Source organism: Novosphingobium sp. NFX11, assembly GCF_057376415.1.
This window is the reverse complement of record NZ_CP080386.1, coordinates 72,203-95,652: the sequence shown is the minus strand read 5'-3', so window position 1 is coordinate 95,652 and position 23,450 is coordinate 72,203. Positions and strand designations below refer to the sequence as shown.

At 61.2% G+C, this 23,450-nt stretch carries 25 protein-coding genes and 3 pseudogenes; 18 read left to right on the top strand and 10 right to left on the bottom strand.

Going from position 1 to position 23,450, the window contains the following annotated elements; translation table 11 throughout:
* Positions 1 to 126: 126 nt before the first annotated feature.
* Positions 127 to 768: a DUF998 domain-containing protein gene (locus KZO24_RS26965; protein ID WP_486488162.1), complete on the bottom strand. Its 642-nt coding sequence runs from the start codon at positions 766 to 768 to the stop codon at positions 127 to 129.
* 185 nt (positions 769 to 953) lie between these two features.
* Positions 954 to 1,847, bottom strand: coding sequence for a LysR family transcriptional regulator (locus KZO24_RS26960; RefSeq protein WP_486488161.1), 894 nt, complete (start codon positions 1,845 to 1,847; stop codon positions 954 to 956).
* A gap of 278 nt (positions 1,848 to 2,125) precedes the next feature.
* Here KZO24_RS26960 and KZO24_RS26955 point away from each other — a divergent pair, with 278 nt between their 5' ends.
* From KZO24_RS26955 to KZO24_RS26925, 7 genes are all read left to right on the top strand, one after another.
* On the top strand, positions 2,126 to 2,791 hold the full coding sequence (locus KZO24_RS26955; protein ID WP_486488413.1) for an SDR family NAD(P)-dependent oxidoreductase: 666 nt from the start codon (positions 2,126 to 2,128) through the stop codon (positions 2,789 to 2,791).
* A 101-nt stretch (positions 2,792 to 2,892) separates the two neighbouring features.
* The gene (locus KZO24_RS26950; RefSeq protein WP_486488412.1) at positions 2,893 to 3,483 is read left to right on the top strand and encodes an NADPH-dependent F420 reductase; all 591 of its coding nucleotides are present in this window, start codon (positions 2,893 to 2,895) and stop codon (positions 3,481 to 3,483) included.
* 48 nt (positions 3,484 to 3,531) lie between these two features.
* On the top strand, positions 3,532 to 3,945 hold the full coding sequence (locus KZO24_RS26945) for a nuclear transport factor 2 family protein (protein WP_486488160.1): 414 nt from the start codon (positions 3,532 to 3,534) through the stop codon (positions 3,943 to 3,945).
* An 81-nt stretch (positions 3,946 to 4,026) separates the two neighbouring features.
* Positions 4,027 to 4,278 (top strand): NAD(P)H-dependent oxidoreductase, encoded by a 252-nt coding sequence (locus tag KZO24_RS26940; RefSeq protein ID WP_486488159.1) that lies wholly within the window; start codon positions 4,027 to 4,029, stop codon positions 4,276 to 4,278.
* Entirely contained in the window at positions 4,188 to 4,655 is a 468-nt protein-coding gene (locus KZO24_RS26935; RefSeq protein WP_486488158.1) for an FMN-dependent NADH-azoreductase, read from the top strand. Before KZO24_RS26940 ends, KZO24_RS26935 begins: the two co-directional genes overlap by 91 nt.
* 243 nt (positions 4,656 to 4,898) lie before the next feature.
* Positions 4,899 to 5,456 (top strand): DUF305 domain-containing protein, encoded by a 558-nt coding sequence (locus KZO24_RS26930; RefSeq protein ID WP_486488411.1) that lies wholly within the window; start codon positions 4,899 to 4,901, stop codon positions 5,454 to 5,456.
* Positions 5,457 to 5,811: 355 nt separating this feature from the next.
* Entirely contained in the window at positions 5,812 to 7,434 is a 1,623-nt protein-coding gene (locus KZO24_RS26925; protein WP_486488157.1) for an integrase catalytic domain-containing protein, read from the top strand.
* Between the two features lie 23 nt (positions 7,435 to 7,457).
* On the opposite strand, the gene KZO24_RS26920 is transcribed toward KZO24_RS26925, so the two are convergent.
* The 4 genes from KZO24_RS26920 to KZO24_RS26905 all read right to left on the bottom strand — a co-directional run bounded on the left by KZO24_RS26920 (position 7,458) and on the right by KZO24_RS26905 (position 10,683).
* Positions 7,458 to 7,829 carry a transposase gene (locus KZO24_RS26920; RefSeq protein ID WP_486488156.1) on the bottom strand — a complete coding sequence of 124 codons (372 nt, stop codon included), beginning with the start codon at positions 7,827 to 7,829 and terminating at the stop codon, positions 7,458 to 7,460.
* Positions 7,830 to 7,991: 162 nt separating this feature from the next.
* Complete coding sequence (locus KZO24_RS26915) at positions 7,992 to 8,996, bottom strand: IS4 family transposase (protein ID WP_486488155.1); 1,005 nt, start codon at positions 8,994 to 8,996, stop codon at positions 7,992 to 7,994.
* Between the two features lie 54 nt (positions 8,997 to 9,050).
* Positions 9,051 to 10,232 carry an IS256 family transposase gene (locus tag KZO24_RS26910; protein WP_486488154.1) on the bottom strand — a complete coding sequence of 394 codons (1,182 nt, stop codon included), beginning with the start codon at positions 10,230 to 10,232 and terminating at the stop codon, positions 9,051 to 9,053.
* A 28-nt stretch (positions 10,233 to 10,260) separates the two neighbouring features.
* Positions 10,261 to 10,683, bottom strand: a complete 423-nt coding sequence (locus KZO24_RS26905; RefSeq protein WP_486488153.1) for an IS4/Tn5 family transposase DNA-binding protein — start codon at positions 10,681 to 10,683, stop codon at positions 10,261 to 10,263.
* Between the two features lie 230 nt (positions 10,684 to 10,913).
* Between KZO24_RS26905 and KZO24_RS26900 the strand changes: the two are divergent.
* From KZO24_RS26900 to istB, 11 genes and pseudogenes are all read left to right on the top strand, one after another.
* Positions 10,914 to 11,533 (top strand): annotated as a pseudogene (locus KZO24_RS26900) (hypothetical protein).
* A gap of 97 nt (positions 11,534 to 11,630) precedes the next feature.
* Entirely contained in the window at positions 11,631 to 12,218 is a 588-nt protein-coding gene (locus KZO24_RS26895) for a hypothetical protein (protein ID WP_486488152.1), read from the top strand.
* A complete protein-coding gene (locus tag KZO24_RS26890) occupies positions 12,133 to 12,714 on the top strand; it encodes a hypothetical protein (RefSeq protein ID WP_486488151.1) in 582 nt (193 codons plus the stop codon). The genes KZO24_RS26895 and KZO24_RS26890 overlap by 86 nt, the downstream gene beginning before the upstream one ends.
* Positions 12,714 to 13,628, top strand: a complete 915-nt coding sequence (locus KZO24_RS26885) for an antitoxin (RefSeq protein ID WP_486488150.1) — start codon at positions 12,714 to 12,716, stop codon at positions 13,626 to 13,628. Before KZO24_RS26890 ends, KZO24_RS26885 begins: the two co-directional genes overlap by 1 nt.
* A 42-nt stretch (positions 13,629 to 13,670) precedes the next feature.
* Entirely contained in the window at positions 13,671 to 14,216 is a 546-nt protein-coding gene (locus KZO24_RS26880) for a DUF6361 family protein (protein ID WP_486488149.1), read from the top strand.
* A complete protein-coding gene (locus KZO24_RS26875; RefSeq protein WP_486488460.1) occupies positions 14,105 to 14,632 on the top strand; it encodes a hypothetical protein in 528 nt (175 codons plus the stop codon). The genes KZO24_RS26880 and KZO24_RS26875 overlap by 112 nt, the downstream gene beginning before the upstream one ends.
* Positions 14,625 to 15,080: a hypothetical protein gene (locus tag KZO24_RS26870; protein WP_486488148.1), complete on the top strand. Its 456-nt coding sequence runs from the start codon at positions 14,625 to 14,627 to the stop codon at positions 15,078 to 15,080. Before KZO24_RS26875 ends, KZO24_RS26870 begins: the two co-directional genes overlap by 8 nt.
* On the top strand, positions 15,061 to 16,392 hold the full coding sequence (locus tag KZO24_RS26865; protein WP_486488147.1) for a hypothetical protein: 1,332 nt from the start codon (positions 15,061 to 15,063) through the stop codon (positions 16,390 to 16,392). The genes KZO24_RS26870 and KZO24_RS26865 overlap by 20 nt, the downstream gene beginning before the upstream one ends.
* Positions 16,389 to 17,174: a hypothetical protein gene (locus tag KZO24_RS26860; RefSeq protein WP_486488146.1), complete on the top strand. Its 786-nt coding sequence runs from the start codon at positions 16,389 to 16,391 to the stop codon at positions 17,172 to 17,174. Before KZO24_RS26865 ends, KZO24_RS26860 begins: the two co-directional genes overlap by 4 nt.
* Before the next feature lie 370 nt (positions 17,175 to 17,544).
* Positions 17,545 to 19,091 (top strand): annotated as a pseudogene (gene istA, locus KZO24_RS26855) (IS21 family transposase).
* Positions 19,092 to 19,104: 13 nt separating this feature from the next.
* Positions 19,105 to 19,848: an IS21-like element helper ATPase IstB gene (gene istB / locus KZO24_RS26850; protein WP_486488145.1), complete on the top strand. Its 744-nt coding sequence runs from the start codon at positions 19,105 to 19,107 to the stop codon at positions 19,846 to 19,848.
* Between the two features lie 279 nt (positions 19,849 to 20,127).
* Here istB and KZO24_RS26845 read toward each other — a convergent pair whose 3' ends face one another.
* From KZO24_RS26845 to KZO24_RS26830, 4 genes and pseudogenes are all read right to left on the bottom strand, one after another.
* Positions 20,128 to 20,988: a transglutaminase family protein gene (locus KZO24_RS26845; protein WP_486488144.1), complete on the bottom strand. Its 861-nt coding sequence runs from the start codon at positions 20,986 to 20,988 to the stop codon at positions 20,128 to 20,130.
* A gap of 233 nt (positions 20,989 to 21,221) precedes the next feature.
* Entirely contained in the window at positions 21,222 to 21,506 is a 285-nt protein-coding gene (locus KZO24_RS26840; RefSeq protein ID WP_486488143.1) for a hypothetical protein, read from the bottom strand.
* Positions 21,507 to 21,604: 98 nt separating this feature from the next.
* On the bottom strand, positions 21,605 to 21,775 hold the full coding sequence (locus KZO24_RS26835) for a hypothetical protein (RefSeq protein WP_205316206.1): 171 nt from the start codon (positions 21,773 to 21,775) through the stop codon (positions 21,605 to 21,607).
* A gap of 355 nt (positions 21,776 to 22,130) precedes the next feature.
* A pseudogene (locus tag KZO24_RS26830) lies at positions 22,131 to 23,400 on the bottom strand (cation:proton antiporter); the annotation flags it as partial.
* Positions 23,401 to 23,450 lie beyond the last annotated feature (50 nt).

Below are 23,450 nucleotides of genomic sequence, written 5' to 3'. Positions count from 1 at the left end.
TGGCGGGCGGCGGAACGGCCTATTTGCCGGGCATAGATACCGGGAATGACGAGCTGGACGGCCCTCGGTCGGGTAACTTCTAGGCAGGAATTGCAGATCCGCGCCTTGAGACGATGAATTTCGATCTCATGCCTTTTGTTTCAAGACCGAACTGAGCCAAAGGCTGTTCGAGATGAGCCACGCCATCAGAACCGCAACAAATAGCCGGTTGGTGATCCCGTAGGGCGCGCCTCGCTGCAGGGTCAGGAATTGTGCGACGAACGCCGCGATCAAGAGCCCGGCAAATATCAATGCGGGAATTCTGCGATGGCGCCAGCGGTGGTCGCCGCCATAGCTCAATGCCAGACAGATCGTCGAAACCAGGATGCTGACGACGTTCACCAGAAAGCTTAGCGTGTGAATATTACCCGTTGGCGTGGTCGGAGCAGTTTCGAGATCAGTCGGAAAGATAGCGGTGACGATGAGCCCCGCGAACGCCACGATCAGCAACGCCGCGCCGACCCGGCACAGCGATGAAGGAGGCCCGGCCCGGAACAGCCCGATCGCTAGCGACAGACAGCCCAGGGACAGCGAGAAGAACGCGGTCGTCATTATCCAACCGGACTTCCCCACCGCGTAATCGCTGATCATGTGATCGACGACCGTATAATCGGGCCGGACCACATGCATCAGCAAAAGAGCCGCCACAAAATAGCAGAAGAATCCTGCCGCTCCCGTAGGTAGCAGCGTGGAGCGATGCTGTTGCAGATCGTGTCTCAACGCTGCCATGGTCAGCCCCTTGTGATGTCGCCTCACCGCCAGCTTAGATGACGAACGAATGTCTGCAATCGAGAATGGCCAACGACGTCGGCGGCTCCTGCAGACGGGCACCTCTGCCAATCTGACGCCAAACATGTTGTTGGCATTCGAGATTTCGCAAAAAATGTCGATATCGACTGAATCATCGAGGGGCGTCAGTCGCGCAGTATGGACAATCCCGCTAGAAGTGGAGCGTAGGCGACCAGTCTGCGCGATACGAACTCGGTGAAGAGCCGCACGCGCTTCGTCTTGCGTGTCTCGCCCTGAGTAAGAAGCCAGGCCGGACCGTACAGATGCAGGCCAGTGTCCGGCACTCTCTCCAACAGGGGATCGGCATCACCGACGAAGCAGGGTAGCGCCGTGATGCCGATACCTTGCCGTAGCGCTGCGATCTGTGTCTCGAAATCCATCGTCATGAACTGAGCCCCCGTCGTGCGAACCTCTCCCTCCCGAGCCCAGTCGGGTACTCCAGGGCCACTTACGGCGATCCACCTGGGATCCGGCGGACCCGCCCGCCACTCGGCTAGCCGATCGCGAGATATGTAAAAGCCGCCGAACAGCTCCGGCCCCTTCAGGCCGTGAAGATTGAGCGGCAGGGTTTCGCGGTCGTAGACGACGCGGATCGCCACGTCGGCCTCCCGATTGGTCAGATTTGCCAACTCGCCGGACGACAGGATTTCCAATTCGATCTCCGGATGCAGACGCGCGAAATCGGCGAAATCCGGCATGAGAAGATGTGCTGCGAGGGGCGGCGGCAGCGTCACTCGCAGAAGCCCGCGCACGCTCTGGTCACGGCCCAAGACGCGCGTTTCCAGCTGGAGCGACGACGCTTCCATCTGTTCCGCAAGCTCAAGAACCTCTTCGCCTGCTGCCGTCAGGCGGTAGCCTGAAGGCAACTTCTCGAACATCTGCGCCCCGAGGCGTTCCTCGAGTTGGGCGATGCGGCGCAGCACGGTCGCGTGATTCACTCCGAGGCGCTTGGCAGCCGTCCGCACTGAACCTCCGCGCGCGGCGGCCAGAAAGTAGCGAACGTCATCCCAGTCGATCATGGTGCATTCCCGCGCCGCATTATGCGGGCCTTTGGGAGATCATATCACGCTGCGCTGCATTCTGCGCGCCTATCATGGCGCGCAACCGCCTAACTGGATCGTTTCTGCACCACCGATGTGCGCAATTCCGCACTCACCGACCGCCTTCAGCAAACCCATCTTGGCGGCTCTCGAGGAGATTGCCTCGAAAGCAAAAGCGCCCGATGGCAAACAAAGGATAGTCGGCATGACAAGACGTGATCACCGGCGGCGCGACCGGCATCGGCCTTGCCGCAGCAATGCGCTTCATCGAGGAAGGCGCCTTCGTTTTCATCTTCGGCCGCCGGCAGGACGCGCTCGATGCCGCCCTTGCCAAGCTCGGACCCAATGCCCGTGCCGTGAAGGGCTCGGTGGCCAATGAGGCCGACCTCGACCAGCTCTATGCGATAGTAAAGGCCGAACGCGGAACCCTCGATATCGTTCTCGCCAACGCGGGCACGGGAAGCATGCTGAAGCTCGGCGAAATCACCGCCGAGCACATCGCTGAAACGTTTGACACCAATGTGAAGGGTACGATCTTCACGGTCCAGAAGGCGCTGCCGCTGATGGGCGAAGGTGGTTCGGTCATCCTGACCGGATCGAGCGCCGGCACCACAGGCGCCCCGGCGATGACCGTCTACAGCGCCAGCAAGGCGGCCGTGCGCAATCTTGCCCGGACCTGGGTGGAGGACCTGAAGGGCACCGGCATCCGTGTGAACATCCTGTCACCCGGTGCGATCGCGACTGAACTCGCCGCGGAAGCGCTCGGCGAGGAGGGCTTGAAGGCCTACGGCTCGATGACCGGGTTCCAGCGCATGGGTGACCCGATGGAGCTGGGCGCGGCGGCGGCATTTCTCGCGTCATCGGACAGCAGCTTCATGACCGGCAGCGAAGTCGCCGTCGATGGGGGCCTCGCCCAAATCTGACCCACCGCGCCCGATGGGCCGCATGCGCATTGCGCGACGCCGGGCGCTTCAATCGATCACTAGCAGGAGCCTCGCAGAGGGCGCCTTCAAGGAGAAAATCTATGAGCTATGCAATCATCGGCTTTGGCAATATCGGCAAGGCCCTCGCCAAGGCGTTTGCCCGCAAGGGCATCGAAGTTTCCGTCGCATCGACGCGCGACCCCGAAAGCTTTGCGTCCGAAGCGGCCGCGATCGGCCCCAAGGTCATCGCAAAGACGCTGGCGGATGCGGTCAAGGCGGACATCCTCTTTCTGGCTGTCCGCTTCGAGTCGCACCCGGATATCGCAAAGGCGCTTTCCAGCTGGCATGGAAAGACGATCGTCGATGTGACCAATGCCTACGGCGTGGACCTGGGAGGCCAGTCCTCCGCCAAGGTCGTCGAGCAGGCGTTCGCTGGCGCCAAGCTCGTCAAGGGCTTCAATCATTTGGTCGCCGGTGTCCTCGAGCAGGATCCCGCCACGCATGGGGGCAGGCGCGTCGTGTTCCTGGCCAGCGACGATGAAGATGCGGCAGCGGATATTGGAGCGCTTGCCGAAAAGCTCGGTTTCGCGCCGATCAAGCTTGGTGGGCTCGCTGAGGGCGGCTTGCTGGTCCAGGCGCGCGGAAATAGCTGGGGTCAGCTCATCTTCAAGGACCTGGTCAAGTTCGACTGACGCGGACGTGGCGCCCGCTATCAGGGCCAAGCCAAATGGAGGCTTCTCATGAGCACCGAAAAGAACATTCAGACCGTGAAGGACTTCTTCGCCGCGATCAGCCGCGGCGACAAGGACGGTCTGCTGGCGCTGGTCGCCGACGACATCGAGTGGATTATTCCAGGCGAGGACTGGCCGCTGGCCGGAACGCGCCGCGGACATGCGGGTCTGGCCGATCTGCTTGAGACGGCAGCCAGGTCGATAGAAATGTCCACGGAGCCTCGCGAGTTCATAGCGCAAGGTGATCGGGTTCTGGTCATCGGCTTCGCCAAGGGAACGATCAAAGCCACGAACCGGCCGTTCGAGGACCATTTCATCTTCGCCATCACGGTCCGAGACGGCAAGCTGGCGCACATCCGGGAATATATCGACACGCAGGCGCTGGCGCGCGCATCCGAGGTCGTTTCGAGCCCCGCGGTTTGAGCGTCACGATGATGCCCGTGGCGTCATCCGCGATTTCAGGCACGCCCCATTTCCTCAAATCAAATATCCCTGAGGCCCAATATGCCCACATTGCTCGTAATCGAAGTCAGCCCGCGTTTTGATTATTCGACGTCGCGCAAGCTGACTGCGATCTTCGTCGAGAGATGGAAAGCCGACAACCCCTATGGATCGGTGATCGTCAGGGATTTGGTGAAAACGAACCTTCCCTTCGTCGATCTGCCGTGGATCGGCGGCGCGTTCACAGCGCCGGAGACGCATTCCCCGAAAGCGCAGCGGCCATCAAGGTCTCCGACGATCTCATCGCCGAACTGAAGGCAGCCGACCGGATCGTCATTGGCACGCCGATGTACAACTTCACCATTCCCGCCATTCTCAAGGCATATATCGACCACATCGTCCGCGTCGGCGTCACCGTGAGCGCCGACAACGAAGGTCTCCTGACAGGCAAATCCGCCGATATCATTCTCGCCAGCGGCGGCGACTTTTCGCCAGGCTCTCCGATCGAGCGCTATAATCATCCCAGCGGCTACCTCCGCCAGCTCCTCGCCTGGATCGGGATCACGGATGTCAATATCACTCTCGCCGCGCGTGCGGTCGCTGGCGACTATGGTGAGACGGCTGTGGAGCAGCTCGGCGAAACCGTGCGCGCCGCCGCTTCGCGTGAGATCTTCCACTCAATCCCGGCTTAGAACGAAGCACTGGCGTGCGTCGTGATAGTTAGCCTCGCATCCGCCATGGCATCTCAGTCAAAGATACGACCTGCTGTGGAACATAGATTTCGTAACGGATGGGAGCCGAACAGCTAGGTTCGCGTTACTCAGTTGCGCATTTCGGGATGCAATGCACCCGCACCTGCGCGTTGACGTCGGATAGAGCAGGACGGCAAGATGGACCGGGACAGCAAGATCGCAGAGCATCATAGCGGCGGCGGCATGAGCTACGGCAGGTTCGCCGCCATGATCGTCACGTCTACCGTGATCATGTTCGGGCTGATGTATCTGAACACGTATGCGCTCGGGCATGTCGAATATAGTCAGACGCGAACATGGATGGCTGTGGTGATGGGCGCAACCATGGCGCTGATCATGATTGGCTTTATGTGGGGTATGTATCCGAACCGCCGGACCAACATCGGCATCGTAGTGGCTGCGGTGATTGTTTTCGCCGGGGCGCTGTGGCTCGTGCGCAGTCAGGAGACGGTGGACGACGTCTCTTACATGAAGGCAATGATCCCGCACCATTCCATCGCGATCATGACCAGTGAGCGTGCCCACATCAAGGATCGCGAGGTACGCATTCTGGCTGACCGCATCATCGATGCGCAGGTGCGCGAAATAGCAGAAATGAAGGGGCAGATCGCTCGCCTTGAGGCCAAGCCAATTGGCGGCAATGCACCTGATCTGCCGTCCTACCGTGATCGCCAAGTTGCGCCACCTCCGCCCGAAACCGACGCTGACGCTAGAATAAATACGGTCGCGCCCATCCATTGAACGAGATCAAATCCGAAATGGCCAACAATAGTGTGAGTTCTTACGGGACGATTGATAAAGGGCAGGACCCGCCATCCGCTGCAAGAACGCGCCAATCACATGAATATCAGCCAGTCATAGCGCATTTGCACGGTGATCGCGTTGCGCACGGCGTTGCACGGGCATCTTGCCCCCGGGACTGTCCGAGAATCACTGGCGGATTGAGAAGGTGTCCGACAACGCCAGTGTGCGCCGCTCTCCTTGGCTATCGACGCCGGCAATCATATCAAAGTGCGCATTGCCTCACCCTTTTTGCTCCTGAGTGACAGGCCGTTGCCTCATCTAGAATGCTCCCGGCAACGGTCGGGAGGGAACGATGAGGAAGATGAGCATGGCAACGCGGAAAGAATTGATCGAGGCGGTCGGCGCGCGATACCGGGCATGCGATCGGTCGAGTAAGGGCAAGGTGCTCGATGAGTTCGTTGCGGTCACGGGGTTCCATCGCAAACATGCGATGAGGGTTCTCCGGCAGGAAGCATTGGACCGAACTCCTGGGCGTGTCGGGCGCAGGATCTACGATGAGGCTGTGCGCACTGCGCTAGTGGTGTTGTGGGAGGCGAGCGACCGTTTATGCGGCAAGCGGCTAAGGCCGCTGATTCCGATCCTTGTCGAAGCGATGGAGGGTCATGGCCACCTCGATCTGGCACCGCAGGTCAAGGCCAGTCTGTTCCAGATGAGCCCGGCGACTATCGACCGTTCACTGCGCGCCATACGGGAGGCAGGCCAGACGAAGAAGCGGCGGCGTGGCGTATCTGGAACCGAGCTCCGGCGCAGCGTACCGATCCGCACATTCGACGACTGGGGTGATCCGGCGCCGGGGCACATGGAGGTCGATCTGGTCTCGCACAGCGGACCGGCAGCGAAAGGTAGCTGGGCCTGGACGTTCACTTTGACCGACATCGCGACAGGCTGGACTGAATGCGCACCGTTACTGGTGCGCGAACAGACGCTGCTGGTGGCTGTGCTTACCGAACTGCGCAGGCTGATGCCCTTCACCTTGTTGGGATTCGACTCTGACAATGACAGCGTATTTATCAACGAGACGGTGCGCGATTATTGCGTGGCTCATGGGATCGCGTTCACCCGCTGCCGTCCTTATCGCAAGAATGATCAGGCCTGGGTTGAGCAGAAGAACGGTTCCGTCGTTCGGCGCCTGACGGGCTATCGCCGGTTCGAAGGGCTGGAGGCCACGGGAGCGTTAGCCGAATTGTACACGGCGGCCCGCCTGTTTGTGAACTTCTTCCAGCCATCGTTCAAGCTTGCCGAGAAGCAACGTGAGGGCGCCAAGGTTTACAAACGATACCATGCTCCCGCGACGCCGTTCCAGCGGTTGCTGGCCGACCCACGGACCTCTGAGGAGACGCGCCGGAGCCTCCGCGAGGCGTTCGCCGATCTCGATCCGGTCCAGCTGTTGCGGGACATCCGGACGGCGCAAGAAAAGTTGGTGCGACTGGCCGACGGGGCAGCCGTAATGAACCGATCGGAACCCTCGCCGCCAACCCTGGATGCGTTCATGACGAGCCTGCGAACCTTGTGGCACGAAGGCGAGGCGAGGCCCACTGCAACCGCAAAGGCCCCGCAGAAGCGTTGGCGCCGCCGTCCTGATCCGCTTGTCACGGTGACCGAACAGTTGAAGGCGTGGTTCGAGGAGGAGCCATGGCGCACCGGTCGGGAGTTGCTCGAGAAGCTACAGGTTGAGCAACCTGGCGATTATCCGGATGGTCTGCTGCGGACTGTGCAGCGCCGGTTGAAGGTGTGGCGATCAGAAAAGGCGCGTGCCTTGGTATTGAACCCGGCAGCTGGGCCCGCTGGCAGGCCCTCGGGGGCAGAGACCGTCTCTTCGTTGCCGCGCGACTGGGTACCGCTCCGCGTCGCCTCCGGCTCCACTGCGCGGCACCCAGTCGCGCAAGGAATAGTCAGTGAGCGCGATGTCCTGTAGGGAGCATTTACGTGAGGCAATGGCTATGCCGCTCGGGAACATCGCTTCATGAGGCAACACGTTTCTCGTCCAGAACGCCGCGCAACATCTTCCATCACCGGCATTGTCGGAACAGGATCGGGACGTACCGGCGGCTGTGCAGCAGGAACAGTGGCGATGGCACCCTGTGGAACGGCTCCATATGAAATGAAGGTCAGCGGCTCGCTGGCGATCTTCTCTGCCTGCCGCCGTGCTGTCCGCCAGCTATAGATCAGGCTCTCGGCTATATCGTGCCGCTTCGCCACCTCGCGCACTGTGACATCCGGCGCATCAGCCTCCCGCATGATGGCATCCCGCTCGGCGGGAGAATATTTACGGCGGCGTTCCATGCGGGTGATGACCTCGATCCGGCCCATCTCCTGATCTCCTTATGGAGTCCAGAAGGAGACTCCTATCGATCACTCCCTCGCCAACCAGGCCGAACGACACAACACGCCGAAGGCCGGCTTGCTCTTACCCACAAGTGCCTGCTGGGGGCCTCGAGATTCGAGCTCCCTCGACGAGATCGGCGAGTCGCGTCATTCCTCTCCATATGACGGTCGTGCCGGGTGGGGGGCAGACGCGCGGTCAAGGTAGCCTCCGAGCCTTGCGACGGCTCTGACATAGAAGGCGAGGTTGCGGGCTGGCGCGCGTCTCAACTTTGGCGTCGAGCTATCGAGAACGTTGCGCTCTGTTTCGGTGAAGACGGCAGCAGGCGTGGCCTCTGGAGCCTCACGAGCCAGCATCGTCAGCCACGACACGCGCCAGGCAACGACGCAGCACAAGGCGATACAATTGGCCAAGCGGTTGACCGTTGTCAGGCGAAGTTCTTCGATCCGGCACCCGGTTTTCAGGGTTCGGAAGAATGTCTCGATCTTCCAGCGCTTGGAGTACCAGCCAAGCTTATGCACGGCATCGGCGTGGTTTTTGACAGGTAAATTTGTAATAAGCTTCCAGTTAATCCGTTCGCGATCTTCCGGCGGATTGATTTCTTGGGCATGGATGACCTGAAGCTCTTGGTTTATGTATTTCTTCTGTTTTCCGATTGGAGGCCGGACCGTCATTGTCGCATATCGTATCGATAGCACTGCCCGCTGCTCCTTGCCTTTAGCATTGCGGAATTGGATTTCGTGGGTCCCGCTGCACGGCGTCCTTTCCATAACTTGGGCGATGGTCGTCTTGCCATCTTGCGCCAGGCGGTCAACGCAGCTGCGCACGAGGAATTTGGTACCGAGCTCTTCAGCCAAGCAATAAAGCTCGTAAATATCGCTTTCCCGGTCTCCGATATGTACACAGCGCCCCGCCTCTCCAGCCAATTCGGTAGACCGGCGCAAATTATCAAGCCAACGGATACTTTCCTTTTGATCGATGGGAATTCGAGTCAAATTGACCCTGCGCTTGAGCTCTGCTGTTCCCTTGAACTTGGAACGTGACCAGAATTTCGCGGCTGTGAGACCCAACGGCAGTCCCTCGGGCGTAATCGCAAGGCTGACATGCATCAAAAGCCCGCAGATCGTGAACTTCTGGAACCGACCATCCTTCAACTTGCGACCAGTCGATTGAGCAACCTCATGTATGGAAATTGCTTTGGGTGGGGATCACGCATCCCGGCATTCCCATTTGATATAGGCCTTGTCGTGGCAGGCCCATGTTTCGTCGATTTCGACGAGAACGGCGGAGACGAGGCGTAGGAGCGCCTGTTCGTTGGGGAAGACCCTGACCTTGACGGTACGGCGCTTGAGCTCCTGCTGGAGAGCGCGCTCGATCGGGTTAGAGGTGCGCAGTCGCCGGCGATGGGGCTCAGGCAGGGTGAAGACAGCCAGGCCTTCGGGAATGGCGTTTTCGAGCCACGCGGCGAGCTTGGGCGCGGTTTCGCTATAGCCAGAGACGAGCTCTTCGAGCGCGGTCTGTGCCTTTGCCAGCGAGCTGGCATTCCAGACGCTGCGCAGTTCGGAACTGATGCGGGCCCGGATGGCGACGTTGGGAGCATGATGGATGGCATTAGCGGCAAGGTGGAACTGGCAGCGCTGCCAGGTGGCCGACCCGAGTACCGCCCGGCGAGCGGCGCGCAGGCCTGCATGATCATCCGACACGATGAATTCGACGCCTCGCATGCCGCGGGCGACCAGGTCATCGGGGAAGCCGCGCCAGTGGACCTCAGCCTCCGACAGGGCGACACTGACACCGAGCACCCGGCGGCGCTCGTCAGTTCCGATCCCGATTGCAGAGAACACCGCAGCATCGCGCACAACGCCGCCCTGACGCATTTTCTCGTACCGCGCGTCGAGGATGAGGTAACGGATCTCGCCCAGTGGGCGGGTCCGCCACGCCTCCAGTTCCTCGTCAAGCAGGGCCGCAGCCCGGCTGACCTGCGAGGAGGACATGCCTTCGATGCCAAATTCGCGCAGCACCGCCTCGGTCTGACGGGTGGAAACACCCTTCACGTACATCTCGGCGACCGCCAGCATGACCGCGCGCACGGAGCGGCGCCCTCGCTCCAGCGACTGCGGATAGAAGGGCTGCCCGTCATGGCCGGCGGTCTTGGGGACTGCCACGTGTACCGTGCCTGCTGGCGTATCGATCCGCTTGGGCTTGTAGCCGTTCGCATAGCCACGCCGGTCGGGCGTTCGCTCATAGCGCTGCGCGCCCAGGAAGCGTTCACGCTCGATGCGCATCGCCATCTCGAAGGTGCGCGCGAACACGGCCGCAATCCCTTCGGGGCCATGTTCGATCAGCTGTTCCAGAACCGCTTCGATCGCTGTATCGTCGCGTTTGTCCATTCGTCTGCTCCATGGTTGTGTAGTGACTTCATGGAATGCTGAAGATGGGCAGCCGGTGCCGGGGCATGCCCCGGCACCGGCTTAACGCTCCCGACCCGAATGAATTTCCATACCTCTCGTTACACAACCGACCAGTCGAACTCTTCGTAAATCCGATCTTATCCGGATCCGCGCGCTTGAAATTGAATTCGGTGGTATCCTGCAAGATGAGAATGGGACCTTCGGTTGCCTGGATGCGCAAGGCGGATGCTGCAAAATGCCCCTCCAGGATTTTGTCTTCGCTCACGTTCTCGTTCGAGAAGAAGCGGTAGGCCGCCTTAGTATTTGACCAGTCCTGAAAAGCCGTTGGCAGGGATTGCCCGGGGCGCTCTTCAAGTGCTTCAAGCATCGCTCCAAGTCGTCGGTTCAGCCGCGCGTCACCCAAATTGGTCTCGGCCGTTTCCTTGTCCACCCAGCTATGTTCCATCCCGGCACCTCACTATCCGAAGGTGCCGGAGAATGAATCATGGGTGATTCCCGCCAGGCAATGGGCGCGCGGCAGGCGGAATCAAGCGCGCGACCACTTGTGGGTAAGAGCAAGGAAGGCCGGACGCTTACCTTACAAGTGTCACTGATGACTAAAGCGCGATTGCCTCAAGAAAGGGGATTCACTTTTCGTTCTCTATGTGCTTGGAATCTACCATGTTCCAGCCGGACCTCTTCACGAACGATGCGGTAGCTGAGGGAGCCGATCTCGCAGCGGACATTGTCACGCTTTGCGCCGGCAGCGAACGGGTTGATGCGGTGCCTGCGGGCGTGCCGGCCAATGACGAGAACCTCGATCTCCCGGCCGTCCTGGAACGGCTGTCGCGCATGTCTTCCTGGCCGCGTTACACGTTCATGGTGCTGAACCTTATCGCGCGGGCTGCCGGTCGTTCCGCGAGTGCCGGTCCTTATGTCGAGGACAATGGCCGCGCGGTTCCGGTCCGGGATTGGCTGAGCGATGCTCTTCTGCCGATGGCGCATCGCGATGGCAGGCGGCGCGCCGTAATTGCTCAGGTTCGGCGCGATCTCGAGTGCAAGGGGGCTTGCCGTCCGATTATGCTGCTGCTGAGCAAATCGTGGCCGACGAAGTTCGTGCGCGGCTGCTGCATTCTGGCCGGACCAACGTGAGCCGCGCAGTATCGGACCTCGTGCGCGCGGGACTGCTCCAGCGCCATTACCAGGGCTATTGTGTAGACCATCGCAATCGGGGTGCCCAGCGCGAGGCCGTCTATACGATCATCCCCTCGGTCCACATAGCCCTTGGCAAGGCCAGCTAAGCGGCTCATACGATCCTACGACCAAATTTGCTGCACAGCAAATATTGCTTTTTCGTCGAATATTCGATAATGGGGTGTTATTCACTGGTGGTCGAATATGAGAAATTTCGAGATTGAAGAAGGCGAGCTGCTCGACGCGCTGAGCCGTGCAGTCTCGGCACTGCCCGGCGCATCGGTGCAGGAGCGCCCCTGTGAAGAGCGATCCGGTGGCCGATATGCCCCGGATGGCCTGCTTGATGTGCGCCTCAATCACCATCGCTTCGAACTCGTGGTTGAAGCGAAGCGAGAGCTTTTCCCCCGCGATGTTCGGCAGCAGATCTGGCAGCTGCGCGCCTATCTCGACCACATGGGCGGATCAGGCGAAAAGGTCCCGATGCTGATCGCTGGCGCGATCTCAAAAGGCGCGCGCGATATTCTCCAGCAGGAGGGCGTCGGTTATTTCGACCCTGGAGGTTCGCTCTTCGTCCCGTCGTCGGGTGCCTATGTGCTGATCGACCGCCCCCGCCCAAAAGGCGGGCCGCGCCCTCGGTTCGATCTTTCAGGGACAGCGCGCACGCATCGTCCAGGCGGTCGTCGAGGCCGCGCCCAATTGGGTCAGCGTGAAGGATCTGGCGGAGGAGACCGGCGTGTCGCCGGCAACCGCGTCGGAGACCCTGACCGAGATGGAGCGGCGGGATTGGCTTGAGGTGGATGGGGCGGGGCCTGCCAAGATGCGCCGCCTGTGCGAGCGAGGTCCCGTTCTCGATGAGTGGGCTCGCCTGATCGGCGATCAGAAGCCGCCCCGGATTGAGCGCTACTATGTCCCCGGCGGAGATGCCGGCGAGATTGCGCGCCGGCTCGACGCGGTATGCCACGACGTTGGTGCCCAATATGCGGTAACGGCTGAGGCGGCCGCGCAGGCCTATGCGCCCTATCTCTCTGCGATCTCCCAGCTCCGGTGCCGGATCCAGGGCGGACGCCTTCACAGCGAGGTCATCTCGCATCTCGATGCCCGGCCCGTGTCTGAGGGTTGGAACCTCGGCGTGATCGAGGAGGCCGGCAAGCGCGACATTGCTGTGGGCGAGCGGATAGACGGCGTTGCCTATGCGCCACCGGTTCAGGTCTATCTCGATCTCTTGCAGGGGTCCGGTCGCGCCAGGGAAATGGCCGACCACCTCCGCGCCCAGCGACTGGCAGGATAATGACGAAACCCAATACCTTTGCCGCCTACGACAGCGGCGTCACCGAAGCGGCAGAGCGCGTGCTCGTCACACTCCTTCGGGGCTTCGGGCCCTGGAAGGACACCGTCTTCCTCGTGGGCGGCCTGACACCGCGCTACCTTGTTGCCGCGCGGCCACCGGAGGTGCCCCAGCATGCCGGCACCGGCGACGTGGATGTCGTCGTCGACGTGGCAATCCTGACCGACACCGAAGCCTATAGCACGCTGGAGGAGAACCTTCATGCGATGGGGTTCGAGCGCGGGACCAACGACAAGGGCGTGAAGGTCTCCTGGCGCTGGGAGGCGCGCCTGGAGACGGGCGCGACCATGATCCTCGAATTCCTCGCCGAGCATCCCGAACTTGGCGGCGGCAAGGTCAAAGTGCTCCCGACCGAGGGCAACGTTTCCGCGCTCAACATTCCGCATGCGTCAATGGTGTTCGACCTGCACGACAAAACCGAGCTCACTGCCGAATTGCTGGGCGAGGGCGGGCTGGCCACCGAGACGGTGCGCTATGCGAACATCGTCAGCTTCACCTGCCTCAAGGCCTTTGCCTTCGATCACCGCAATGCGCGCAAGGACGCGCACGACCTCGTCTATTGCCTCGAGCATCATCCGGGCATGCTCGATGGGGCGATCGACGCCTTCAAGGTAGCCTTGGCGGGGCCGCATGCCGATGCGGTGCAGGAGGCGCTCGCGAAGTTGAAGACGCGCTTCGTTCATGACGATCCCGATCAATCATACCGCCGCGATGGGCCGGTCGCTGTCGCACGCTTCGAGGATAACGATGCGGATGCTGGCGACAACGAGGAGGTGCGGGATCTGCGTATCCTGCGCCAACGGCGGGTCGCGGATCTGATGGGCAAGTTTCTCGGCGCACTGGCGTCAGGCGGGTGAGACGAGCCAGCCTCCCTTCACGCCCACGGATAGCCTGATCCCATGGCATCCGCGACCAAGGCACGATCGCGTGCTGTCCCCTCTGTCGAACCGGCACTCGGTTGGACCTACTTGTCCCGCGATGCCCTCGCGCGCGCCAAGGCGCAGATGGATGAGGAGTCCATGGGGGTTCGCGACGAGATCGGCTTCCTCACGATCCACCAAGGCTATGCAGATCGCTTCTTCCCCGGGACGTCGGTGCTGCACACGCGGGCCCGCTATCTGCTCTTCGTTCCGTGGTTGTTCGAAGACCTGGCGCCAGCGGCAGGTCCAGCGGCGCAGCGGGCCTTGCGGGAGAGGGAACGGGTTTTGGCTGGCCGGCTGCGAAATCAGCCGGGGCAGGAAGAGCCGGATCCCTGTGGACCGCGCAAGGTGCTTACACCGTTGGTGTCGATCACGAATGGATCCGGCAGGAGATCCTGGCTGGACTGCGACCGATGCTTGAGTTTACCACTTCGAGCTACCGAGGCTACCGCGACGCCCTGCATCCGGAGCAGGCTGGCGATCCCATTGGCGACAGGATCTCGGAGCTTGCCGACGCCGAGGTAGAGTTGACGGATCGGAACCATGTCAGAGGCCTGATTGAAACCGTCGATGGCAGGCCAGGCGCCGAGGAATTCTGGGCGTCTCTCAATGACGATCTCATCAGCCTTCTGGTTCAGGCGCTGCACCTCTTCGCGGTGGCGGACGAAGCGGATGCAGACAATGATCCGAGTGCCTTGCAGCGCCCGTCGGTCGAACCGCACGCTCAGAATTACCACCATCGCCAGTGGACCCTGCTCTTCGACCTCATCTGGCGGGGTTGGGCGTGTATCGATGCGAACGACGGAAGCCGCAGTCGAGCGATCGTCGCGCGATGGCGCACTCTACCTTATCTGTCGTTCCGACGGCTCGTCGCTGCAGCAGTGAACCGGAGCGCGCATTTTAGCGACGCCGAGAAGGCGGAGGTCTTGCTCAATGGCTGAAACTCCGATGATCTGGGCTTCCGGAGCGCGCAAGGAAGCGATGGCCCTGCTGGGCACGATGTGGGCATCCGGCTCCGAGGAAGCGCGCGAACCCATCGTCCAAGCTCTTCTTGAGGGTCCGCCTGACGACCTGCTGACACGGGTCGAGGAGAACAAGCGGGAAAGTTCGAGGGATCGCCGCATCTTCGATCGACTGAAGGTGATCGAGCGGATTGGCCAACCGCCGATCGACGCCAGGTTGCGCGCAGAGCTGGACCGCATTGAGGCTGCCTATCCCAGTTGGAACGCGCCTGAAGGCGAGCGCGCGACGTTCGCGACTTGGTCCGAGTACCGACACGGGCCTGAGACGGATTTCGGTGTCGATGATCTTGCCACGCTCCCGCAGGACGAACTTGTAGCGACGCTGCAGGGCACCGAGGAGCGGCGAGATGGCCTCTTGGACGCCTGATCCTGAGATGGCGATTGGCGTGCTTGAGGAGCTCGCCCAGAAGGCCAATTCTGGGCCGGGGGACATCTGGGAATATGGCCTATGGGGGCTCCGTGAGAGCGCAAAACGGCCCGAGCGCCGGACGCGGATACTGGCGGCGCTGGAGCATATTCCAGACGCGCTGATCGACGAGCCAGATGTGTCTCGGGCATGTGCCGATTTTCTCGATGCAGCGGCTTCAAGCCGACCGTCGCCGACGTTCGAGCCCGCAATCTGGGCGCTGTTCGACCGCACGCTTGCAGCGATCGCGGATGACCTCGACAATGTTCAGGGGCCGGAAGAACACGATGCTGTTAGTCATGCCATCAACAACGCTTTAGGTCGCCTGGCTCAGGCATTCTTCGCGCTCTTGTTCGGTCGCGCATTGAAGGTGTCCTCCAAAATCCCGAGCGACCTCCGCGCCCGCGCCGACAGGTTGATCTCCCCGGGTTTAGAATCGCATCGACCAGCGCGTGTTATCGCCGCATCGCGGCTATCCTATCTTTTCGCTGTTGATCCGGACTGGACGCAAGCGAACCTAATCCCGAGTTTCGATTGGGTCTTGAGTGAAGGTGAGGCTGCAGCTGCGTGGCAAGGCTATGCGTGGCAGCCGCGCATCGACGAGAAGCTATGGCCCGCGCTTCGCCCCTACTTCCTTGCGAGCTTCGAGGCTGATCGTCTCAATCGGATCGGCGACATGGCGAAATCGCTAGCTCAGCTTTTGATCGTGATCGGCGTCGATATCGATCGCAACGGTCTGGCTACCGCAGACGTGCGCAATGCCATTCGCGCGATGACCGACCGCTTGCGCTCGTCGGCTCTGTCCTGGATTCCAACATTCCTCGCTCAGCCTGATGAACCCGAGGATGACGCAGCAGGAAAACCGCCTTCGCGAACCGCAGATTCGATCTGGACCGAGAAGGTGTCTGTTTGGCTGCAACAGGTCTGGCCCGTTGAGCCAGCTCTTCGATCGACTGCGACATCTGAGCAGTTCGCGCAGATCGCTATCGCGACGCACGCGGCCTTTCCCGATGCGGTAGAGGCTATTGCGCCGTACATCGTGCGAACCAACGCATATTATGAGCTCCATCTCCTCGCTGGCTCAACACATCCTGACCAGCATCCTCGCGCGGTCGTGCGCTTAATCGACGTCTTGGCTGACCGTCAGTTTCTGGCGATGGGCGTTGGCGATCTAGGAGCCATTTTGGTCCGCGCGAGGGCGGCCGACCCGGGTCTGGTCAATGTGGCCGCATTCAATGAGCTTTGGAACATCGTGCAGGCGAACCCACAATGAGTAGCGAGGCGGATTTGAGTGATAGCAGTGAGGGCACTTTGATCGATGTCGAGGCAGGTCCGCGCTGGTCGATCTGGATCGACATCGAGGGGTTCAGCACGCTGTGGGGCAAGGGCAATCTCGCGATGGCTGGCCTGCGCACGCTGATGAGCAGGATCTTCGCGATCGGCACGAAGGTCTATGCGGGTGATGGCGATCGCCTGTTCGCTCACCAGTTCGGTGATGGCTTTGTGATCGTTGGCGACTTCCATGAAGCCGCACTCGATCGCTGCACCGCGATCGCTGTCGCACTGATGCGCCACGTAACCACATCTGGCTGCATCGCACGGGCCGCCATCGCCGAAGGCGATTTTGCGGACTACTCCGGTTGTTGGCCGAAGGAGATCCGAGAAGAACTCGCGGACCTTCAGTCCGATGACGTTGCCCGCCTGGGTAGCGGAATCATGACGCTGCTCCCGGTGATGGGCACCGCGCTTATCAACGCGAACAAGCTCGATAGCCGTAACCGCACGAAGGGCGGTGTTCTGACGATCGCGACGTGCGACGCTGCCCGGGTCGCAGCTTCATTCCCGCGACGGGTATCGCGAGATGATGACCGCATGACCATGATTGACTGGGTGCACGCCACCTCCCCATATCTCGATGGGATCATCGCGAAAGGTAAGATTGCCGGGATGGCCACGGCCTCACTCAAAATGGCCATCAGCAATTACATTTCAGGGCCTAACGCGCCGCCGGCGACGTGGATCGCGGGGACATCAGAATATGCGAGCCTCCCTTAACAAGATCCAGTTGCTCGGCGGTTGAGCCAAGAGAGAAAGGTCACTTGTGCAGAATCGAACCGAAGCTGATCGCGTCATAGCTGGCGACGAGGTTGCGGCAGTTATGGCATCGAGATCTGATCCATCGTTGAATGCTCCGATGACGCATTCTGCGTTCGCAGGCACGGCGCTTCGCCGACATACAGCCCCTGAACCCCTCAACGCTAGCCTCGAGCGTGCGAATTCCAATTGAAGCCGGCCATGGATTCCGACGCGAAGCCGGCCACCGTTCCAACGGGAAGTCGGCCACCGTGGTTGGCGCAAAAGGGCAGTCGAGCGGGTCAGCAACTGAGGCATGAGCCTGGTCCTTTGAACGAGGACAGGAGGCTTGATGCCAGCCAGGAGAATGCTGACCATGCGACAGTTAAGGCGCATCATGCGCTTGCATCACGAGGGCGCGTCGGCACGCGAGATTGTGCGCGCGGTTGGAGCGGCGCGCAGTACGGTCCAGGACGCGCTGAAGCGCGCGGCGGCGGCGCAACTATTCTGGCCGCTGCCCGATGATCTGACAGACGAGGTGCTGGAGGCGCGGCTGTTCGCACGCCCAGGTGGCGGGGCTGGCGCGGGGTACGCAAGCGGCCCGAGCCTGACTGGGGGCAGTTGGTCCGGGAGTTGAGGCGACCGGCGGTCACGATGATGATCTTATGGGAAGAATATCGTCAAATCTTTCCGGGCGGGTATGGCTATTCGCGCTTCTGTGAGTTGCTCAGGGCTTTCCAGCAGCGCTTGTCGCCGGTGATGCGGCAACATCATGTTGCCGGCGACAAACTGTTCGTCGACTATTCAGGCAAGCGGTTGGGGATCACTGATCCGGTGACCGGCGAAATCCAGATGGCAGAGATCTTCGTCGCGGTTTTGGGGGCGTCGAATTACACCTTTGCCGAGGCGACCTGGTCGCAAACCTTGCCGGACTGGATCGGTTCGCACATCCGGCTGTTTGCTCACCTCAAGGGCGTGCCCCGGCTTCTTGTGCCCGACAATCTCAAAAGCGGGGTGAAGAAGGCCTCCTTCTACGACCCGGAGATCAACCGCAGCTACGGGCGGATGACGGCGCATTACGACGTAGGCGTACTCCCGGCGCGGCCGAAAAAGCCCCGCGACAAGGCGGCCGTGGAAGCCGGTGTGCGCTTTGCCCAGACTTATATTCTGGGCCGCCTGCGCAATCAGACCTTCTTCTCCCTGGACGAAGCGAACGCGGCGGTCGCCATTGTGATGACACAGATGAACACGCGGCCGATGCGCAAGCTCGGCGTCAGTCGCGCGGAACTGCTCGAGACCCTGGATCGGCCTGCGCTCAAACCCTTACCGCCGACAGATTATGAATATGCCGAGTGGAAACTCGTCCGCGTCGGGCTCGATTATCATGTCGAGGTCGAAGGCTTCTACTACTCCGTTCCCCATGCGCTGATCCGCCAGCAGGTCGATGCCCGCATCACCTCGAGCACGGTCGAGCTCTTCCACAAAGGGCAACGGATCGCTGCACATCAACGGCGATATGGTGGGGCCCGGCGCCACGGGACCAAGGTTGAACATATGCCAGCAGCCCATCGGCATTATGCCGAGTGGTCGCCCGAACGCTTTGAGCGCTGGGCCGCCCAGATCGGCCCGAATACCAAGGGGCTGATTATCGCCATTCTGGCCCGACGCCCGCACCCTGAGCAAGGCTTCCGCACCTGTATGGGCGTGCTGAGGCTCTACAAAGGCCTTGAGAAAAGCCGTGCCGAAAGCGTGTCGGCCTATGCCCTCGCGATCGGCGCGCTGAACTCAAAAAGTGTCGCTTCCATTCTGACCCACAACCTCGATCTCGCCGCGCCCGCGGAGGAGGGCGCGAGCATCGATAGCCACGCCAATGTGCGCGGTCCGCTCTACTTCCATTGAAAGGACATCGAATATGCTGCTTCACCCTACGCTCAATCTTCTCAACGAACTCGGCCTGACCGGCATGGCCAAGAGCTTCCAGAACCTGGATGCCCAACCCGAAGCCCGCGGCCTCGGCCATGCCGAATGGCTTGGCCTGTTGCTCGACCAAGAGGTCAGCGTGCGGCGCCAGAAGCGCTTCGAAAGCCGGGCCAAGACTGCTCGCCTGCGCCACGACGCCAGTCTCGAGGACGTCGATTACCAAGCACCCCGCAGTCTGGACCGCAGCCTGTTCCTCAAGCTGGGATCGTGCGACTGGATCCGCTCTAAACGCAATCTTCTGATCACAGGGCCGTGTGGTGTGGGCAAAAGTTACCTCGCCTGTGCCCTTGGCCAGAAGGCATGCCGGGAAGACTTACCTGTGGCCTACCACCGCGCGTCCCAACTGTTCGACATGCTGGCGTTTGGCAGGAGCGACGGCCGCTACGCCAAGATGCTACGCGCGCTGTCGCGCACATCTTTGCTCATTTTAGATGACTGGGGCCCTGAAGCCCTCAGTGCCGACCGCCGCCGGGACCTGCTCGAAATCGTCGAGGACCGCTACGATCGCGGATCTATCCTCATTACAAGCCAAGTCCCCGTGGACCGCTGGTATGAAATAATCGGAAATCCCACCCTCGCCGATGCCATCCTGGATCGCGTCGTTCACAATGCTTATCGCATCGATCTGACCGGGGAGAGCCTCCGAAAAAGGCGCGCTTCCTCACTCGAGGCTTGACCTCGCAAGACCGATTAAGACATCAATAAAAACGATCCGCACGAGCTGCCCAAATGGCCGACATCAGATCGGAATGATGGCCGCCTTCAAATCGGTGCGGTGGCCGGCTTCGTGTCGGAATAAGTGGCCGGCTTCGTCGGAATACGCATCGAGCGCATTGCGCCGTGCTGGGCGGCTCGAGTTCTCACCGCTTCTGGAATGTTTTGCCGACCTGCCGAAAATGCGGGGCCAACCCAGTGAGCGTTGTAAAAATCGGCGGCGCCAAACCGATACTGGCTGTCAGGGATCGAGCCGTACATGGACGGTGACGTCCAGACTTTCGAAATCTTTGGCGGCACCGATATACTCGCCGGTCACCGGCATAATCTGTCGGTTCGACCGGGCAAACGCCACGGGGATGAGCTGGCTGTTGCCCATACGGCGATGAGACGGGTCGAAGGCGATCCAACCCGCGCCGGGCATGTACACCTCGGCCCAGGCATGGGTGGCGCCGGCATCGTCGTCTGTTTGATCAGGATCGAACAGATACCCGGATACGGCTCGCGCCCCGAACCCGAGATGCCGCGCAGCTTCAATAAACAGGGCTGCAATATCGCGGCACGATCCGCTGCCCAGCTCCAATGTGCCCGCTGGCGACTGCGTGCCTTCCTCGTCGCGGACCCGGTAATGAATATCGCCAAGAACGCCTGCATTCAGATCTTTGAGCAGGGACAGGCTGTCGGTCTGGAGCCCCATGACAAACGCACGCGCCCATGCGCCGACACGCTCCCCGCCCGGCGTGAGCCAGTCTGGCTGCGCCAGGGCGCCAAGATCGATGACGTCGTCCAGGGAATAGGTGAAAGGGTAGCTGTGAGCTTCGGGCGATATCGAGTAGATTGGCCATTCAGGGGCGACGTGATCGACAACTGCCTTGCCCACGATCATCAACTCCCGGGCCGGCTCGAAAAAACTGGCGGTCCCGACCAGATTTCCAAAAACGTCTATCGTCCAAGAGATCTCAGCGGGCGGGGAACATTCCAGCGATCGTTCCACTGTCGTCAGTCCGCCGCTGTCGCGGGGAGTGACAATCAGCTTGTGGGGTTGCAGCATGACCTCGCGGCTATACCGGTAGCGTGTGCGATGTTCGATGGTGAGGCGCATAGAGGCTTGTCCCTCGCTTCGCACCAGAAGGAAACCGATAGATTGCGTTGATCGAGATGCTCACCTGAAGTCGTCGTTGAGAGCTTTCCGTATTGCGGGAACGCGGATCGCACAGGGAAGCGCGGTTGCGCGTATGCCGCTCACGGACAATCGCAATCCGGCCTTGGAGCACGGTCCCAGTGGACGCTTCAAAGAAGCCGGATGTGGATAGGCCGGCCTGGTCGGACCTTGGCTTATGCCCGCAGGAGGCGAGCGAAGACGCCCTTTGGCAGTTGCCGGGCGTGCTCGATTTCTTCGCTGATGGAACGCATCTCGTCCTTGTAACCGACCAGACGGTCCGCGCCGAGCTGCCCATCCAGCTCATCTGCATGCTTGATCAGATCTTCGATCATTTTGCTTACATCGGGCAGCCGGGCGAGCATTCGCGCAACCAGATCATGCACTTCGAACTGCGCGCCTTCTGACTTGAGGGCGGCGGTTTCAAGATCTGCCACCCGCTCGCTGAGGGTTCTGGGCATAGCGGTCTCCTTCGAGGCTACTTCGCACCGAAACTCGGACTGCTTGGAAGAGCTCCCTGTGCGGCGTGCTTCGCTTTGCTCGGTGAAAGGGGTGACGATCAGTTTACCGGGAGCGCACTAACCTCGTGGAGTGCGGCGGCGATCATCGCGGCGAGCGTTTCTTCTGCGCGGATGCGGACTGCCGGCTCTTTGGATTCCAAATCATGGCGTACCCATTGCGGCGTCCGCTCGATCACCTGCAGGACAGTTGTGGTCAGCGTTTCCTTCATTCCTATCGCCCCCTCTTTTATGTTGCCGCGCGCCGAATACGCCACGAAGCCCATCTTCCAAATAGGTACGGCCGACGACAAAAAAGCCGGCCACATGGGCCGGCTTTGGAAGTTTTGGGAGAGGATGCCTGAAAGGCGTGACCTGTATGTCGTATGCTGCGGCGCAGCACAAGTGCGCGTAGCGCGCGCTGCGATGCAGCAGGTGCAATCAGCGAGAGGCGCAAGGTATGGAGCCTCAGGCTCGCGCCGCACTTCTTGACGTTGCTTGCCGTACTGTCGGGGACCTATTCCAGCGGGGAGCAGGTGTTTCGTTTGGCTTCGCTGTGTACTCAGCTCCCGCCTCGCAGCCCCGGGGAGGAAGCTGCTGCGCCTCGGGGTCGACACCGCGGCGCCGATCCAGCGACCGCATGATCGGCGTCACTGTCAAACCGTGAAGCAGGATCGAGAACAGCACGACGAGCCCGACGATACCCCACAGCCTCTCCGCTTGCGGCACAGGCATATGGTTGATGCCGAATGCGAGATAGTAGATCGAACCCACACCGCGGATGCCAAAGAAGGCAAGGGTCATTTTCTCGCCGGCACCAGCCGGATACCCCCAAAGCCCCAGCCACCCGGTGAGGGGGCGAGATCACCAGCAAGATTGCCGCGGCAACGCCCGCGTCGGCCCAGCCAACATGGGCGAGCAGACCGCTGACCAAAGCGCCTCCGAAAAGGATGAGCAGCACCATCATCGCTATCCGTTCGATCTGCTCGGTGAGGGCGTGCATTTCGCTTTGGAAGTCGTGATCGCGGTGAGCATGCCGGAAGGTAAGCGCCGTCACGAAAACCGACAGGAAGCCATAGACATGCACCATCTCCGTCAGTCCATAGGATACGAAAGTCGCAGACAGGGCGATGAGGCCATCGCCTGTCTTGGCGAGCTTGGTCTCAGCGGGGATGCGGAATGTGAGCCACCCGAACAGGCGCCCAACCAGCCATCCACCCACGATGCCGCCGCCGACCTCCCACAGCACGTGGTAGCCGATCCATTCTCCGAGCCATGGCTGGCGGGCGGGCAGCGCGGCGGCGAGCAGGATGGCGAGATGCACAAACGGAAAGGCCGCGCCATCGTTCAGTCCGGCCTCCGATGTGAGGCCGAAGCGCACCTCGTCCTCGTCACCGGTCTTGGGCGGACCCACCTGGACATCAGCGGCCAGAACCGGGTCGGTCGGCGCGAGACTTGCCGCCAGCAGCAGGGCGACTGCCCACGACACGTCCAACGCCACGGTCGCCATGACAGTGATCAGCAGAATGCCGAGCGGCATCGTGATCCCGAGCAGCCGCCAGGTAATAGCCCAGCGCCGCCAACCAAACACCCGGTCAATTTTCAGGCCGGCGCCCATCAGGGCGATGATGACGACAAATTCGGCAAAACGCTCGGTGATGTGAGGGTGAAGCATCGGAAGAGGCCGCAGTGAGACCGCCGGGAGCAGGAAGACGGCCGCTCCGATACCGATGCAGACGATCGGCAGTGACAGGGGCAACTGTTTCAACGCAAGTGGCAGCCAGGCGACCAGGGCGATGAGCACGCCGACGCCGGTCATGATGACGATGTAGGGCTCGGGCGATGCGAATGAAGGCATGTCAGGCGAACGTGTCAGACCAAAAAAGACGCATTTGAAACCCGTGGCCG